This is a genomic window from Acanthopleuribacter pedis (assembly GCF_017377855.1).
In the GTDB taxonomy this organism is placed as follows: domain Bacteria; phylum Acidobacteriota; class Holophagae; order Acanthopleuribacterales; family Acanthopleuribacteraceae; genus Acanthopleuribacter; species Acanthopleuribacter pedis.
Genome location: NZ_JAFREP010000035.1, coordinates 26033 through 43717 on the forward strand (window position 1 = coordinate 26033; position 17685 = coordinate 43717).

At 60.4% G+C, this 17685-nt stretch carries 3 protein-coding genes; 1 reads left to right on the forward strand and 2 read right to left on the reverse strand.

Features of this window, described 5'->3' with window-relative positions; all coding sequences use genetic code 11:
• The first annotated feature begins 75 nt into the window (after positions 1–75).
• On the forward strand, positions 76–909 hold the full coding sequence (gene purU, locus J3U88_RS28210; protein ID WP_207862361.1) for a formyltetrahydrofolate deformylase: 834 nt from the start codon (positions 76–78) through the stop codon (positions 907–909).
• A gap of 413 nt (positions 910–1322) precedes the next feature.
• Here the strand turns inward: purU and J3U88_RS28215 are convergent, their stop codons facing one another.
• Both J3U88_RS28215 and J3U88_RS28220 read right to left on the reverse strand, forming a co-directional pair.
• Positions 1323–8645: a type I polyketide synthase gene (locus tag J3U88_RS28215; RefSeq protein ID WP_207862362.1), complete on the reverse strand. Its 7323-nt coding sequence runs from the start codon at positions 8643–8645 to the stop codon at positions 1323–1325.
• Positions 8642–17236 carry a non-ribosomal peptide synthetase/type I polyketide synthase gene (locus J3U88_RS28220; protein ID WP_207862363.1) on the reverse strand — a complete coding sequence of 2865 codons (8595 nt, stop codon included), beginning with the start codon at positions 17234–17236 and terminating at the stop codon, positions 8642–8644. The genes J3U88_RS28215 and J3U88_RS28220 overlap by 4 nt, the downstream gene beginning before the upstream one ends.
• Positions 17237–17685 lie beyond the last annotated feature (449 nt).

A 17685-nucleotide genomic window follows, 5' to 3' on the forward strand; every position in this document is an offset into this window, starting at 1 on the left:
TTTGGGACGCCGTCCTTCAGCCGCCCCCGCGCGGCCGTGCGACCCCGACGTATTGATGCAACGAAGGTGATCGCGATGCGCCGTATTATTTTAGTAGAAGCCCCCGACGCCGTTGGGCTCGTGTACAAAACGACCGGTGTCTTTTTTGATTTGGCCCTGAACATAGTCAGTACCGACGAATTCGTCGAACCCAAGGAAAAGCGTTTTTTCATGCGGGCCGAGGTGGTTGGCGAGGCCGACAACCAAACCCTCACCGACTTGCTCAAGCAGCGTCTGCCGGAAGAGGCCGTCGTCCGTGTTGAAACCAAACGTCCCAAAAACATCGTGATCATGGCCACCAAGGAATCGCACTGCCTGGGCGACTTGCTAATTCGCCATTACGCCGGCGAACTCAACGCCAACATTCTGGGTGTGATCGCCAACCACGAAACGCTGCGCCCGTTGGTCGAGAAATTCGAGATCCCGTTCACCTGTGTCCCTCATGAAGGCCTTTCCCGTTTGGATCACGAGGCCTTGGTCCGCAAGGAGATCGACCCGTACGAACCGGAATACATCGTGCTGGCCAAATACATGCGCGTGCTTTCGCCGGAGTTCGTGGCGGCCTACCCGCGCCGCCTGGTCAACATCCACCACAGCTTTTTGCCGGCATTTATCGGCGCCAATCCGTATCGCCAGGCTTGGCAACGGGGGGTCAAGGTCATCGGCGCCACCTCGCACTTGGTGACGGATGATTTGGATGCGGGACCGATTATCGCGCAGCAAGTGTTGCCGGTGACCCACAGCCACAGCGCGCGCGACATGGCAATGGCGGGCCGCGACGTTGAAAAAATCACCTTGGCCACCGCGCTCAAGCTGGTGTTTGAGGATCGCGTCATGGTCCACAAAAACCGCACCATCATCTTCGAATAAGGATGGTTTGGGGATGGGCGATTGTGGGTGCCTGCTTATTTTTGCCAGTTGCGCCTTGGATCATTTCTTTCTTTCTCAGGATAGGGCGATTAAGCGTGGCCTGCTTGGTTGAACCGGTACCGCCTGGGATAAGCAGGATGGGGCGGTGGGCAGGTATCCCCAGCCGGGCGTCGCGGCGCCGGCGGATGACTGAGTCCACCAGGAACATGATGCTTCATAGGGTGCGGGTCGGTTTCGGTGGCTTTTGATATCAGCCGTTGTGAAACGGCGTGAATTGCGGCGCACGAATCTTTCATCCAATAGGGGCGTGCCTGATTCTCTTTCGTTAACACGAGGCAGACACCCTCAATCGCCCATCCGAAAAGAAGGAACCCGGCCCCTCGTCCGCTCCGCGTACACGGGCCGGGCCGATCCTAAGTTCCTCGCAGGGAGTTGATCTCCGTGCGGATTTCTCGGGCCATGTCCTTGGCGTTGGCGCCGAAGTTCATGGTGATGTGGTTGCCCTTGAGCTGTTTGAGCTTCAACCCGTTGGGCATCAACTCAATCCAGGGAATGTGCATGTTGAGTGGGTTCAACTTCATGGCTTCCGTCGGCCGGAAGAACAGGCCGCGGCCCGGATACTCCAGCGGCTTGTAAGCGTGCATGCCTTCTTGGTGCGCCATCCAGGTGTTCAACATCGGCAAGCCGAGGTTGTCCGGCAGTGCCGAGAAGTTGTTCGCGGAACGGGCGCGATCATTGATGAAGTTGAGCTGGTCCTCCGCATCCAACCCCTGCAGGTCGGACAAGGCCAGGTTCAATTGGTCGCCCAATAAGTAATGAAGGATTTCGGCCGTGCCCGCGACTTTTTTGGGCATGTAGCCCGGTGCCGGGGTGTCGACCAGGATCACCAGCGCCGGGGTGCGGCTCTTGGCGTGCATCTGCTGGGCGATTTCGTAGGCGACCAAACCGCCGTAGGAGGCGCCGCCGATAATGAAGCGCGATCCTTTGGTGATCTTTTCCATTTCGGCCACGTAATCGGCGGCCTGGCGTTTGATGTCGTTGACGGGGTCGCCTTTGCCCATCATCGACGGGGCCTGGAAGGCGTACACGGTTTGTTTGGCGCCGAGGTAGTGCGAGAAGTCGCGGTAGAACAGAATGTCGCCGCCGATGGGGTGCACCATGAAAATCGGAATGCTTTTCGGGGTGCCTTCCTGAATCGTGATCAGCGGCGAATCCTCGTTACCCGGTTGGCTGCCGTCGCGGCTTTCCGCGATTTTTTCGGCCAGCGAGGCGATGGTGCGGCGCTGCAAGACGATGTGGTTCGCCAAACCGACGTTGTGTTTTTTGGCCAGTTGGTTGACCATGCGCATCGCCACCAGCGAGGTGCCGCCCAGTTCGAAGAAATCGTCGTGGATCCCGACCCGTTGCAAACCCAGCAGGTCTTGCCAGACGCCCGCCAGCAAACGCTCGTGCGCGGTGGTGGGTGGCACGTAGGGGACGTCCACGTTGGGGCGGTAATTCTCCTCCTCCAACGGGATGTCGTCCGGTTCCATTTCGTCGGCTTCGAGTTTGAGGTCCTCGTCGCCGCCTGCCGCGTCGCGGTGTTTGGGTGGGTCGATCCAGTGGGGTTTGCGTTCGAACGGATAGGTCGGCAACACGATGCGGTGGCGGAAGGTGTCGCTCTGGAAGCCTTCCCAATCGACATCGACCCCGTTTAACCACAAACGACCCATGGTGGTCATCAGGTAGTGGGTGTCCGAATCCTGCTCCTGCGGTTGGCGCATGGTGGACAGGATGGTGTGGCCGCGGTCCAGCGCGTTGCTTTGCTTGGCCTCCAAACTCAAGGTGTGGTCCGGGCCGACTTCCAGCAGAATGCGGTCGGGGTCCTGCAGCAGCACCTCGACACCGCGTGCGAAACGCACGGTGCCGCGCATCTGCCGCGCCCAGTAGCTATGACTGGTCGCTTCTTCTTGGGTCAACCAGGTACCCGTAATCGTCGAGATGATCCGGTTTTGCGGGGGCTTCAGATTGATGCCTTTGATTTTTTCGCGGAAATCGGCGAGGTGCTCGTCCAGCATGAAGCTGTGGAAGGCGTGGCGCGCGAACAAGCGGCGCGTGTAGACCTTCTTCTCTTTCAGGACTTTGAGCAAGTCGCTGATGGCGCCCACCGTACCCGAGATCATGCAGCCGGCCGGGTTGGCCACGGCCGCCAGGGAGAGTTCGGGATTGTCGTGGATCAAGGCCTGCATGTCGCTTTCCGGCATGGCCACGCGAATCATTTCACCCGGCGGCAGCCGGCTGGTGATCTCGCCGCGGGCGACCAGCAGTTCCAGCGCTTCGTCCAGCGTGAACACGCCCGCCAAGCAGGCGGCCACGTATTCGCCGGTACTGTTGCCGATCATGGCGTCGGGCACGATGCCCCACTTGCGCAGCAACTTGGCCAGCGCGTATTCCAAGATGAACAGCGAGATTTGCGTGATGTCGGTTTTGTGGATGGTGCGCGTGCGGGCGCGGCGATCCTTCTCCGACAAGCTTTCGTAGAGTTTGGGGAACTTGTGCTGGAAGCGTTCCCAGCAGTAATCCACCTCTTCGCGGAACACGAGTTCGACCTTGTACAACTGGTCGCCCATGTTGGTGTACTGGGCGCCCTGGCCGGGGAACATAAACGCGATGGGCCGCCCTTCCTGTTCCTGGTAGTTGGTGTAAACCCGTTCCGATTTGCGCTCGATTTCCAGCACGGCTTCGTTCAGCGATTGACACACCAGCATGCGGCGGTGTTTGAAATCCTCGCGGCCGACGTGCAGGGTGTGGGTTGCATCCGAGAAGTTGATGTGTGGGTTGTCCTTGAGAAAGCCGGACAGGTTTTGGGTGGCGTTGTCGAGCGCCTCGCTGGAACGCGCCGACAGGGTCAGCAGTTGCCATGGCCGGGTTTTCGGCGTTTGGTGGGGGCGCGGCCCTTCTTCCAAAATCAGGTGGGTGTTGGTGCCACCCAGGCCGAAACCACTGATGGCCGCGCGCAAGGGTGTGTTGTTGGTGCGTTCCCAGGTGCGCGTTTCGGTGTTGACGTAAAAGGGGGTTTCCGACAGGTCGACCTTGGGATTGAGTTTTTCGTAGTTGATCGTCGGCACCAGCTTTTGGTGGTAAAGCGAGAGCACGGTTTTGATGAAAGCGGCACAACCGCCGGCGGTGTCGGCCCCGCCGATGTTGGATTTAACCGAACCCACGGCACAGTAGTTGTGGCGGGCGTTGTGGCGGCCGTAGACCTTGGTCATGCTCTCGAGTTCGGTGGCGTCGCCGCTGAGCGAGCCGCCGGAACTGGTTTCTACGTAGGTAATGGTATCCGCGGGCACGCCGGCGGTTCCCAGCGCGCGACGAATGGCCGATTGCTGGCCGTCCGTGCTGTAGGCGGTGTAGTTGGTTTTGTTGGCGCCGTCGTTGTTGGCGGCTGAGCCGCGGATGACGGCATAGATGGTGTCGCCGTCTTTGAGCGCGTCGTCCAAGCGTTTGAGCAGCACCACCCCGACGCCTTGGCTGGGGACGATGCCCGCGGCGCGCGCGTCGAAGGGTCGGCAATGCCCGTCGGGTGACAGCAACATACCCGGCTCGTAGAGGTACCCGGATTTTTGCAGGTAACCGAACTGAACGCCGCCGGCCAGCATCATTTCACACTCGCGGTTGACCAAGGCCTGGCAAGCGAGGTGGATGGAAACCAGCGGGGTCGAGCAGGCGGTTTGCACCGTGACGGCCGGCCCGGTCAGGTTGAGCATGTAGGAGGCGCGGGTACACAGCGAGTCTTTTTCGTTGGCGATAATGATCGGGAAAATGCCGACCGTGTCGACCAGGGTCGGGTGTGCCAACAGGTGTTGGGCCAGGTAGTGGTTGAAGCCCACCCCGCCGTAAACACCGATGTGTTTCGAGTACTTTTGCGTGCAGTAACCGGCGCGTTCCAAGGTCTCCCAGCAACACTCCAGGAAGATGCGTTGCTGCGGATCCATGATTTGCGCCTCGCGCGGGGTTACGCCGAAGAAGCCGGTGTCGAAGCCTTTGGTGTCGCGCAAGATACCTTGGGCGCGCACGTAGTCCTCGTCCTCAACCAGTTCGGGGTCGACGCCCTCGGCGATCAGTTCTTCCTTGGAAAAGAAGGTGAGGGTTTCCTTGCCTTCGACGAGGTTTTGCCAAAATTCCTCGGGTGAATCGGCGCCGGGGAAGCGGCACGACATGCCGACGACGGCGATATTGGTCCCCGGCAACTTGCGGTACTGGTCCTGCAACTCGCCGATCTCTTTTTGGTAATCGGTTTTGAATTTGTAGAAGCTTTGCTCGTCTTCCTGATTTTCGAAGTGGAGGTCGAGCGAGTGGATGGTGGGGAACTTAAACAAATCCAGGGGTTCGAGGTTCTTGCGCAGCAGTTCCGGCAGCTTGTGGAAGACCTGAACCATTTCCATGGCGGTCCCGCCGATTTCGAAGAAGTTGTCGTGGAGGCTGACTTCTTTGAGGTTCAATACCTCGCGCCAAATCCGGCTGATGATGCGTTCGACCTCGCTGTAGGAACGGGGATATTCGCGCTGGTCGCCGGGACCGAAATCATCGGAGATGGGCAGTGCCTCGCGGTCCACCTGGCCGTCAGAGCGCATGGGCAGTTGCTCCAAGTAGGTGAATCGCTCGGGGATCATGTAGGCGGGCAGGCTTTTGCGGAGGAAGGTGCGCAGTTCTTCCGAGGGCGGCGGCGTGGCGCGCACGGTTTCGAGGCAGGCGATCAGCACGGCCCGCTCGTTCTCCCGGCGGCGCAGGGCCACCGCGGCGTTTTGCACGTCGGGATGGCTTTTGAGGCAATGTTCGATGTCGGTGATGTCGACCCGCATGCCGGATACCTTGGCGTGTTCATCACGGGTGCCGAGGTATTCGATTTGGCCGTCGCTGAGGAAGCGCCCGACGTCGCCGGTTTCATAGAGCAGGGTGGCGCCGTCGTCGAAGGGATTGTTAATGAACCGCGCCTGGTGCTCGGCGCCCGAGGCCAGGAACTCGGTTGCCATGCTGGTGCCGCCGATGTAGATGTCGGCCGGGACCCCGATGGGGACGGGTTGCTTAAAGGCGTCGAGCAGGTAGATCTGGGTGTTGGCGATGGGTTTGCCGATGGAGACGGTGCGCGTGTTTTTGGGATCGCATTTGCTGAAGGTCACCGGGCCGGTGGCTTCTTTGACGCTGTAGACGTTGTAGAGATCGCTTTGGGGGAACTCTTTAAAGAAGCGCTGCTGGAGGCGCGTGCCCAATTGTTCGCCGCTGCAGAACACGCGTTTGAGGTAGCGGCTGCGCTTGGCTTGGGCGGAAAGCAGGAAGCTGTCCAGTTGCGAGGGGGCGAAGTGGACGGCGGTGACCTTTTCGCGCTGCATGATGTCGGCGAGGTAATGTTGGTCGCCGAGCCGGTCTGAGTCGGCGAGCACGACGCGGGCGCCGCAGGAGAGCGGCCAGAAGAACTCCAGCACGGAGATGCCGAAGGCAAAGGGTGATTTGAGCAGAACCGCGTCGTTGCGGTCGAGGCTGAAGGCCTCGCGCAGCCACAGCAAGCGGTTGCAGACGGCCTTATGGGGTTTGACGACGCCCAGGTGGCGGTTGCCGCTTTTGGAGGTGAACATGACGTAGGCCGATTTCGGCGTGTCGGTTTTGACGGGCGCGGCGGGCACGTCGCCCACGGCGCGGCTGATTTCCTCGTAAAGGCAGGAGGTCAACCCCGCGACTTGGTCGCGGTGGGTCGCGCTGGTGATGACGTGGTTGGGTTTGCTATCGCTGAGCATGTCGTCGCGATGCTGCTTGGTGAAGCTGGGGTTGAGGTGCATGTAGGCGGCGCCGCTTTTGAGCACACCCAGCAGGGTGGTCAAGAGGTCGACCGAGAGCTCGAGGTTGACCGCGACCACGTCGCCGACACCGATGCCTTTGCCGTGCAGGTAGGCGGCGATTTGGTTGGCGCGTTCGTCTACCTGAGCATAAGTCAACGAGCGTCCACGTGCCGAAACAGCAATGTTGCCAGGGGTTTTCGCCGCTTGTGCTTCGATCATGCCGTGGATGGTGAGGGTGTCGTCGATGGCAAGGGTGTTGTCGTTCCAGTCCGAAATCAGCGTGCGGTACTCGGTTTTTGAGAGGATCGGGTACTTGGCGATGTGCCCGTCCGGTTGATTGGCGACGGCCTGCAAGAGGTTGGCGTAGTGGTCTGCCATGCGTTGGATGGTGTCGTCGAGGAACAGGTGATCGTCGTATTCGAAGAAGGCGCGCAGGCCTTGGGGTTCGTTTTCGATACGCAGATTGAGGTCGCAGATGATGTTGTCGGTTTCGAAGAAAAAGGAGGTCAGTTCACAATCGGTGACCACGTCGGGCAGGTTTGCCGGTTCTTCGTATTGGAACATGACCTGGAAGAAGGGATGGCGGCTGAAGTCCCAGTCGATGTCAAAATCGTCGGGATAGGCTTCCAAGAAGATGTCGCGGTTGCGGTCGATTTTGGCGACATTGTCTTGGGTGTAATCGAGCAATTCTTGGTAATCGTTGATCGTGTGGAGGCGGTTGCGCAGGGGCAGGTAGTGGGCGAGCGGTGCGATCAGTTCCTCAAAATTACCGCGCATGCTCAGGGAGCGGCGCAGGCCGACCGTAAAATCGTTGGCGCCGGAGTAGCGGTGGAGCAGCGCGACATAAGCGGCGAGCAAGGTGTTTTCGAGGGTGGCGCCTTTGGCTTCCGCCATCTTGGTGAGCGCCTCGGCGATGCCGGCGTCGATGGCGAGTTCGTGGCTGGCGCCTTTGTACTCTTGCACCGTCGGTCGAGGCCGGTCGCAAAACATTTGGAAGACCTTGGGTCGGTCGGCCAAGTAATCGCGCCAAAAGGCGTGTTGTTCGGTGTAGTCGCTGCTCGCAAGGAAATCTTCTTGATGGTGTTTGAGCGCCTCGTAGCGGTCTTCCAGCGCGTTTTCTTCCAGGGGCAACTTGCGCACCGCGACATTGTAGAAGCGCAGGATGTCCAGCGCCGTGATTTGGGCCGAGGCTTCGTCGCCGATCATTTGATGGAGCACCACCAACAAGCGACACACGTAATCCTCGCGGCGCACCAGCACCGCGCGCCACAGCGGCCCGTTTTCGTGGTTAAAGGCCTTGTGGGCGAAGGTGTGGAGCAGGTCGTCACAGGCCGCGTCCCGTTCCTCCGCGGGCAGTTTGGTCAAGTCGCGGTAGCGGAAAAGCTGTTCCGGTTCGGTACTGGACGTCTGGTAGGGAAGCCCGTTGTGCATGGGAAACACGTTGTCGAGGCAAGCGTGGCGGTCGGCGACCTGCGCCATCGCCATTTCGAACAGTTCGGGCATGACGCGCCCGCGAATTTCCACGCCGAAGACGGCGTGGTGCGCGGCGGTTTCCAAACCCACCTGACGAATGACCCACAGGCCTGCCTGTTGGCGGGTCAGCGGTTCACCTTTGGGTGCCTCGGGTTCGGGCGGTTCGGGTGGTGGTGCCGGGGCCGTGTTTTCCGCCGTCTTGGCGGGTTGCGGCGCCGCGGCTGTGCTTTTCGCCGCGCCCGCCGCTGCGCCCGCGGCGTTCGCCGTGGGGGAGGGTGGCTTGGCGGCGTTGCCGAGGAAGGCGATGAGCGCCTCTTTCTGGTCCTTCAGCTGGTTTTTCAGCTCCGCCGTCATGTGCCCCTTGGGCGCCTTGAGACGGAGCTTGTCACCCTCTAACCAGATTTTGATATTGCGACTTCGCAGTTGCGACAGAAGATTGATGACGCTCACAGCTCAAACTCCTCTTCTTCTTCCGGTTCATTGCCGGCCGCCTCTGCCATGTTTTGGGCCGTCCATGCCAAGGTGTCGATCACCTGGGCCAGGCCCACCACGTCTTGATGGTCACTCAAGCTGTCGGGCCCGATGGGGAGCCCAAAGGCGTTTTGCAAGGCTTGTTGGTGTTGGAGGAGCCATCCCGCGTTGACGCCCAGTTCGGTCAGTTTGGCGGTGGTGCTCAGGGGTGCTTTGCCGGTTAGCTCGCTCAGCAGGCCGACCAGTGTGGTTTCCGTCTCGGTTTTGGGCGCGGTGACCGGTGCCGGCGCGGGCGCCGGTGCGGCCGGTGCTTTGCCCATCAGCCCGTCCAGGTGGGCCGACATTTGTGCGATGGTGGGTTTTTCATTAAACAAGTGCGGCGAAATTTTGACCTTGAACTTGCGGCGAATGTTGGCGGTTAACATGGTGGCTGATAGCGAGTCACCGCCGAGATCCGTCCACACATCGTCCGCGCCGATTTCGTCAATACCGAGGGCGTCCTGCCAGAGTTGGGTCAGCATCGGGGCCGTGTTTGACGCGGCCGGAGCGGGAGCGGGAGCCGGTGCGGGTGTTGGTGCAGGGGCGGCGGCGACCGGGGCCGGAGCCGGCGCGGCCGGCGCGGGGGCCGGACGCTTGACGCCCATTTGTTCGTCGAGATGGGCCGCCATTTGGGCGATGGTCGGTTTCTCATTGAACAGGTGCGGCGAGACCTTCACTTTGAACTTGCGGCGAATCTTCGAGGTCAGCATGGTGGCCGACAAGGAATCGCCGCCCAGATCGCTCCACTCGTCGTCTTTGCCGATTTCGTTGATGCCGAGCGCGTCTTGCCACAGTTCGGTCAGTTGTTTTTGCGTGTTGGAATCCGGCGCGTGGAATTCGGCGACCACCTTGGGCCGGTCGCGAACCGGATCCGATTTCTGCACGGGTGGCGGTGGTGGTGGGGCGACGGCGACCGCCGTCGCGGCGGGTTCAACCGCGGTGGTGGTGGCCGGCTTCGGCGCCTCGATTTGCGATTGCGCCGCCATGAAGTTTTTGATGTCTGTCAGCATGGTGGTTAGGTCGAAGGGCGAGACCACGATCTGCGGCAGGTTCTTGACGCTCAGGGCGCGGTGGAAAGCCTCGACCCCGTCTTTGTTGGCCATCATGGTGGCGAGGCGGCGGTTGTGGGCTTCCTGTTGTTCCGGCGGCAGGTCCATGTCGACCGCCATGCCGACCTCGCGCCAGCCGTCCCAGTTGATCGCCAGCGTCGGCTTGCGTTCTTGGCTGTTGCGGTAGAAGGAGAAGGCGTCGAGGAAGGCGTTGACCGCGCAGTAATCGGCAAAACCCATGTTGGCCAGGATGGTGCTCGTTGAGGAGAACAGCACCATGAAGTCCAGGTGGCGGTCCCGGAACACCTCGTCCAACGCCAGCGTGCCGTAAACCTTGGCCGCCAGCATGTTGGCCGTGTTCTCGCGGGTCAGCTCGCCGATCATGCCGTTGGGGTAAAGGCCCGCCGCGTGGATCACGCCGTGAATGGTACCGAAGCGGTAGCTCGCCTGATCGGCGATGTCGCGCAGTTTGCCGGTGTCGGTGACGTCCGCGGAGGCGACCATCACCTCGGCGCCCAGGCTCTCCAGCTTCTTCAAGCGCTGAATCTTCTGACTGGTGCGGTCGTTGGCGTCGTTTTGGGCCAGGTACTTTTCCCATTCGTCGCGGCGCGGGAAGGTCGAGCGACCGACCAGGACCAGCTTGGCTTTGACCGTTTCGGCCAAAAACTCCGCGATCACTTGGCCGATACCGCCCATGCCGCCCGTAATCAGGTAAACACCGGCCGGCCGCAGGCCGCGCGGCCCGTCCAGCGGTTCGATGTTCATCGATTCGTAGGACTGTACCCAGCGGTTGTTGCCGCGCCAGGCCAGGACTTGGTCCGTTTTGCGACCCGTCACCTCGGACAGCAGTTGTTCGACGATTTGTGCCTCGTTGCCGTTGGGCGTGTGGCCGAAGGCGATGTCGATGCTGCGCGTGGCGATGTGCGGGTACTCGCGTGGGATGACCTTGAGCGGACCGAGCAGGGTCGCTTTTTCGGGATCGGTCAGGTCGCCGCCGATGATTTCCTGCATGTGGTTGGAAATGACAAACAGCTTGATCGGATCCAGCAGGTTGGCCTCGTCAATCGCCTGGGCCAGCCAAATCAGCGAGTAGAAACCCATGTTTTGACAGTTCTCCGCAAATGACTTGCGCTCGCGGAACAAGCGGCTCGGCGTCACGCTCCACAGGTGAACGATGTTGGCGGGGATGGTTCCCGCATCGGTTAACTTTTGCAACAGCCGCGTGTAATCGTTTTGCTCCTTGGGGTTAACGCTGTAATGATCGCGACCCAATTCTTCAAAACGCTCGCCCTGAATGACCGTGACCAGGCGAACCCCGTCCCGTTCCAGGCGGTCTACCAGCTTGTGGCCGAGCCCGCATTCGTCGGCAAACACCAGCCAAGGTGCGCTTCGGTCGCTCAGGCGGTCGATGCTGTAGCTCGGCGGCGGGGTGGCCTGTTTCCAAATCGGGATGTTGAACCAATCGTCGAGTGAGGTGAACTTGCGTGGCCCGCTTGCGGGCGCCGGTGCCGTCTTGCGCGGGGTCGGCAGTTGTTTGGGTTTGGTTTTGGGTTTGGCTTGTTCTTTACCGGGATCCACCCAGAAACGGCGTCGTTCGAACGGATAGGTGGGCAGCGGGACGCGGCGGCGTTTTTGATCCGCGTAAAGCGTGCCGAAATCGAAGGCGACCCCTTCGACCCACAATTGGCTCAGCGCTTCCTGTAAGAAACGGATGTCGGAAAGTTGGTCCTTGGGGTGACGCAGCGAGGTGATCACCTTGGAGTCGCCCTTGCGGCGGACTTGGCCGCGCGCGAAGGTGGCCAGCGCTTTGCCCGGTCCGACTTCCAGCAACAACTGGTCGCCTTTTTCCAGCAGGGTTTCGACACCGTCGGCGAAGCGTACCGCTTGGCGCAAGTGTTGGGCGTAGTAACTTGGGTCGGTCGCCTCGGCGTCCGTGATCCACTTGCCCGTCAGGTTGGAGACGTAGGGAATTTGGGGCGGGTTCAACTTGAGTTTGCGCACCTCGTTGGTGAACTCGTCCAGCATGCCGTCCATCATTGCGCTGTGGAAGGCGTGCGAGGTGTGCAGCACCGTGCTTTTGATTTCCTCGCCTTCCAGCGTGGTTTTAAAGCCTTCAATCGCATCGGTCGGCCCGGCGACCACACAGCGCGACGGCATGTTGATCGCCGCCACCGTCAGGTTGGCCGGCAGCTTGGGTTCCGCCTCGGCCGCCGGCATCGGCACCGCCAACATCGATCCGGTCGGCTGCGCGAACATCAGGCGACCGCGTACCGTAACCATGCGCAGCGCGTCTTCCAGGCTGACCACGCCCGCGATGCAGGCCGCCACGTATTCGCCGATGCTGTGGCCGATCATGAACTGGGGTTTGACGCCCCAGTGCAGCCAGGTCTTGGCTGTCGCGTACTCAATCACAAACAGCGCCGGTTGCGTGTTCGAGGTTTTGTTGAGTTCCGCCGCCGCCGCTTTGCGGCCTTCCTCGTCGGTGATCTCGGGATAGATCAGGTCGCGAATGTCGCTGCCGAACCAAGGCTTGAGCAGGTCGGCACAGTGGTCGACCTGTTCCTTGAAATAGGGTTCGTTTTCGTACAAATCACGGCCCATTTGCGGGTACTGCGCGCCTTGGCCGGAGAACATGAACACCACCGGTTTCGGTTGTTTGCTTTCAAAACCGGTGTGGATCTTTTTGGTGTCGCCGTCCTCGAGGATGCTGATCGCTTCCGCCACGTTGCCCACCACCAGCGAGCAGCGGTTGGCGAACAGTTTGCGACCCGTCATCAGGGTGAAGGCGATGTCGGCCAAATTCTGGTCGGGGTTGTTTTTGAGATGGCTCAGCAGGTTCTCACGGTGCGATTGCAGCGCGTCCGGCGTGCGTGCCGAGAGGGTCAGCACGTGGAAGTCGCGACCTTCGTCGCTTTCGATTTTTCCGGTGAACTCCTCCAGCAAGGCGTGGGCGTTGGTGCCGCCGATGCCGAAGGAAGAGATGCCCGCGCGGCGCGGCGTGTCGCCGTGTTCCCACACGTGCAGGTCGGTGTTCACCACAAAAGGCGTACTCTCGAAATCGATGTCGGGGTTGGGATTTTTGAAGTGCAGGCTGGGCGGCATCAACTTGTGTTTCAGCGACAGCGCCGTTTTGATCAAGCCCGCGACACCCGCCGCCGAGTCAAGGTGGCCGACGTTGCTTTTCAGCGAGCCGATGCGGCAGAAGCCGGATTTTTGGGTGCCGTAGCGGAAGGCCTTGTTCAGCGCCGCGATTTCAATGGGATCGCCGAGGTTGGTGCCCGTGCCGTGGGTTTCGATGTAGGTCACACTCTCCGCGTTGATGCCTGCAACCGCGTGGGTCTCGGCGATGACCTCGGCTTGGCCGTCGACCGAGGGCGCCGTGTAGCCGACCTTGTTGGCGCCGTCGTTGTTAATCGCCGTGGCGCGAATCACCGCATGAATGTTGTCGCCGTCGGCAACCGCCTCGTCCAACCGTTTCAACAGCACCACGCCGGCGCCGCTGCTGACCACCATGCCTTTGGCTTCCGCGTCGAAGGCGCGCACGTGGCCGTCGGGTGAGTGAATGCCGCCCTCGTTGTAGAGGTAACCCGAAACCTGGGGTACTTGGATGGAAACCCCGCCCGCCAGCGCTTGGTCGCATTCGCCGCTAATCAGCGAGCGGCAGGCTTGGTGGATCGCCACCAGCGAGGTGGAACAGGCCGTCTGGACGTTGAGGGCCGGACCGCGCAGGTTGAACTTGAAGGCCACCCGCGTGGGCAGGAAATCTTTGTCGTTGAGCAGCATGATTTGGAAGGGGCCGAGCGCCCGTTCCAAACGGGGGTTGGTCATAATGTTGTTGATGAAGTATTCGCTGCGGGTGACGCCCGCGAAACAGCCGATGCGACCGGGGAAGGTTTCCGGGTTGTAACCCGCGCTTTCGAGAGCTTCCCAGGTGATTTCCAGGAACAGGCGCTGTTGCGGATCCATAACTTCCGCCTCGCGTGGGCTGAAGCCGAAGAAACCCGCGTCGAAGCCGGCCACGTCGTTGAGGACGCCGCGTGCGCCCACGTAATCGTCGTCGTTGAGCAGTTCCCGATCCACGCCCGCGTTTTCCAACTCTTTTTTGGTGAAGCGTTTAATCGATTCGACCCCTTGGCGAACGTTGTCCCAGAAGGCGTCGATGGTGTCCGCGCCGGGGAAGCGGCCCGCCATGCCGATGATGGCGATGTCGCTGCTCCCCGTGCCCGCCGTGGTCTTGCGGGTGTAGGTCGCTTTCGTTTTCTCCACGCTGGGGGCCAGGTGTTCCGCCAGCGCCGAGATCGTGGGGTATTGGAAGAGGTCCGTGTTGGTGATCTTGATATCGTGTTTTGATTTCAACAACTTGCGAATCGCGACTACCTGCAGCGAGTTACCGCCCAGGTCGAAGAACTTGTCGTGAATGCCGATGTTCTGGATCTTGAGCACCTCGCGCCAAACCTGGGCGATGGCTTCCTCGAATTCGTTTTGGGGCCGCACGAAGTTGGCCGAGAGTTCGGGGCGATCCGTCGAGGGCTCCGGCAACTGCTTGCGGTCGACCTTGCCGTTGGGTGAGAGCGGGAGTTCGTCGAGGAACACAAAGGCCGAGGGCACCATGTAGTCCGGCATTTTGGCCGTCAGGAAGGTGCGCATTTCTTCGTTGGTCGGGGCTGGGTTTTCCTTGGCGACCGAGTAGGCGACCAGTTGTTTTTCGCCCAAGCCGCCCATCTCGCGCACGACCACCACCGTTTCGCGGATGTTGCTGTGCTCCGCGATCGTGGCTTCGATTTCTCCGATTTCAATGCGGAAGCCGCGGATTTTGACTTGGAAGTCGATACGGCTGATGTACTCGATGTTGCCGTCGTCCATAAAGCGCACCAGGTCGCCCGTACGGTACATGCGCACGCCCGGGTTTTTGGTGAAGGGATCCGGCACAAATTTGTCGGCGGTGAGGTCGAAGCGGTTGTTGTAGCCGCGCGAGACCTGGATGCCACCGATACAGAGCTCGCCCGCCACGCCGATGGGGACCGGCATGAAGTTTTTGTCGAGCACGTAGATTTGGGTGTTGGTAATGGCTTTGCCGATGGGCACCAGCGGGCGGTCGTAATCGCGCGGGCAGGCCCACCAGGTGACGTCGACCGCCGCCTCCGTCGGCCCGTACAGGTTGTGCAGCTCGGCCTTGTCCATCAAGCTGTAAAAACGTTCCTGCAGGTTCCAAGGCAGCGCTTCACCCGAGCACAGCACCCGTTTCAGCGAGGTACAGGTCGCCACGTTGTCTTCTTCCAAAAAGACCTGCAACATCGAAGGCACGAAGTGGATCGTGGTGATGCCGTGCTGTTTGATCAGGTCGATCAGGTAACTGCCGTCCTTATGGCCTTCCGGCTTGGCCATCACCAGGCGCGCCCCGATCATCGGCGCCCAGAAGTGTTCCCACACCGAGACGTCGAAACTAAAGGGTGTTTTTTGCAGGACGCGGTCGTCCGGGGTCAGGTTGTAGGCGTCTTGTTTCCACATTAAGCGGTTGTAAATGCCGCGGTGCGTGTTCACAACACCCTTCGGATTACCCGTGGAACCCGAGGTGTAAATCATGTAGGCCGCGTTGTCGACCGCCACGCCCGAGTCCGGTTTGGTGTCCGGCTCTTTTTCCACCTCGGCCCAGTCGCGGTCGATGACCAGCACCACCGCGTCCGACTCCGGCACTTTCTCCAGCAGGTGCGATTGCGTGATCAGGACCGGTACCTTGGCGTCGCCCGCCATGTAGACCAGGCGTTTTTCCGGGAGACCCGGATCCAGCGGCACGTAGGCGCCGCCCGCCTTGAGAATCCCTTGCAGGGCGATTTCCAGTTCGATGCTGCGTTCCATGCACACGCCGACGAAAATCTCGGGGCCGACCCCTTTTTTGCGCAGGTAGTGGGCCAGTTGGTTGGCGCGCCGGTTAAATTGGTCGAAGGTGACGTGTTGGTCCTCGAAGACCACCGCGATGCTGTCTTGTGCCACCGCCGCCGTGCTTTCCATCAACTCGTGCAGGCATTTCGCCGGCGGATAGGTTCTGTCCGTCGCGTTCCAGGTGTCGATGATTTCCTGTTGTTGCGCCTGGTTCATCATCGGGAAATGGCCGATGCGGCGTTTGTGGTTGGCGGCAACCTCGCCCAGCAAGTTGGCGTAGTTGTCGCAAAAACGCTGCATCGTGTCGTCGTTAAACAAATCGCTGCTGTAGTCCAACACCCCGTAGAAGTCCGGGCCGTGTTTGACGATTTTCAGCGCCAGGTCAAATTCGTCCAATTGGAACTTCACCCACTGGCGTTCCAGCTTGATCTCGCCCAGGTCCCAATCTTCCTCGCCCTGGTCGTTCAGGCGTACGATGGGATCCGTGCCGCGCCATTTGAGGAAGCGGTTGGGGTTTTCCCACACGAACAACGTTTGGAACACCGAGGCGCGGCTGGCGTCGCGTTCCGTTTCCAACTCCTGCACCAGGCGCGGGAAGGGGTACATCTGGTTTTTGATGCAACGCATCGCCTTGGTGTTGCTGTTTTTGACGTACGCGCTAAATTCGGGGTTGCCCTCAAAGGTGGTGTGGAAGCAAATCGGGCTGACCAGGTAGGCAAACACCCTGTCGAACTCTTCCGTGCGGCCCAGCGTCGGGGTGCCCACCAAAATTTCTTTTTGACCCGTGTAGCGGTGCAGCAGCAGTTGGTACAGCGACAGGTACAGGCCGAACAACGACACTTCCGTTTCGCTCGCCACCTTGCCCAAGGCGTCGGAAACCGCTCGTGGGATGGGAAACTTAATAAACTTGCCCTTGAAGTTGGGGAAGGCCGGGCGGTTGCCGTCAACCGGCATGCCCAGCGGGGGCCGCTCGCCCTTGAGTGCATCGAGCCAGAAGTCTTTGAGTTTTTGCCCTTCTTCGCCGTCGAGAATCGCGTTTTGTTTTTCGGCCCAGTCCTTGTTTTGAACCGTGATCGGTTCCAGCTCGGCCGTTTCGCCCTTAACCGCCGCCGCGTAAAGTTTGCTCAATTCGTCCAGTGCCAGCATCACCGAGTGGACATCCATGCCGATGTGGTGCATTTGGAACCAGAGCACCGGGTCTTTGTCGCCGCGGTCAAACAGAATCCAGCGGATCGGCGCCTGTTCGTCCAAATCCCAGGAGGCATACACCTCTTCATCCAGGCGATGCACCATTTCCTCATCGCTGAGGCCCGCCACCTTGATCACTTCAAACGGGGTCGGCATGGTGTCGTGAATCAATTGCATCGGTTCTTTGCCGACCAGCGAATACGTCGAACGCCAGGTGTCGTAGCGCGCCACCAATTTGGCCAAGCAGTCTTTGAGCAACGCGGAATCCAGCTTGGAGCGAACGTACCACGCATAGTTAATGTTGTACGCGCGCCCCTCCGGGTCCATCGTATACAGGTACCAAAGGGCTTTTTGTCCCTCGGTCAAAGGATGTTGCTCCACTACTTCGCCTTTTTTGTTTGCGATGCCTGCCATCTTGCTCTCTCCTTTACGCGCTGAGGTCTCTGGGTCTGGGGCGCTTGCGCGGGGCTTACCGATCCGCGCTCGTTACGTCTTGGGTCGCGAAAGCACGGGTTACCCGAACCAAATCGGTGTCGGGTTTTCTGAGTGGGATAACCTCGAGATGAGGGTGCCCAAAGGGGGTACCGGTGAGGGGGTCATCATGCCGCTCCTGGCCATGTCACGGTGTCCGGTGTCAAAACGCCGAACACGAGATGGGTCGCGGCAATGACGGAAGGTCTCACGGTGCCCGAGGGATGGAACAGCGAGCCGTCGGTGTGTCGCGGTGTTTTGACGGAAAACTTCAGTTGTCTAAGTTGGGAAACTCGGTAATCCCTCAAATTCTGTCATTGGCGCGTGAGGGTGTCAAGTCGGTTATCTGTTGAGATTGCTTGAATCTTGCTTCTTTATCCGAGGTCGTGAAC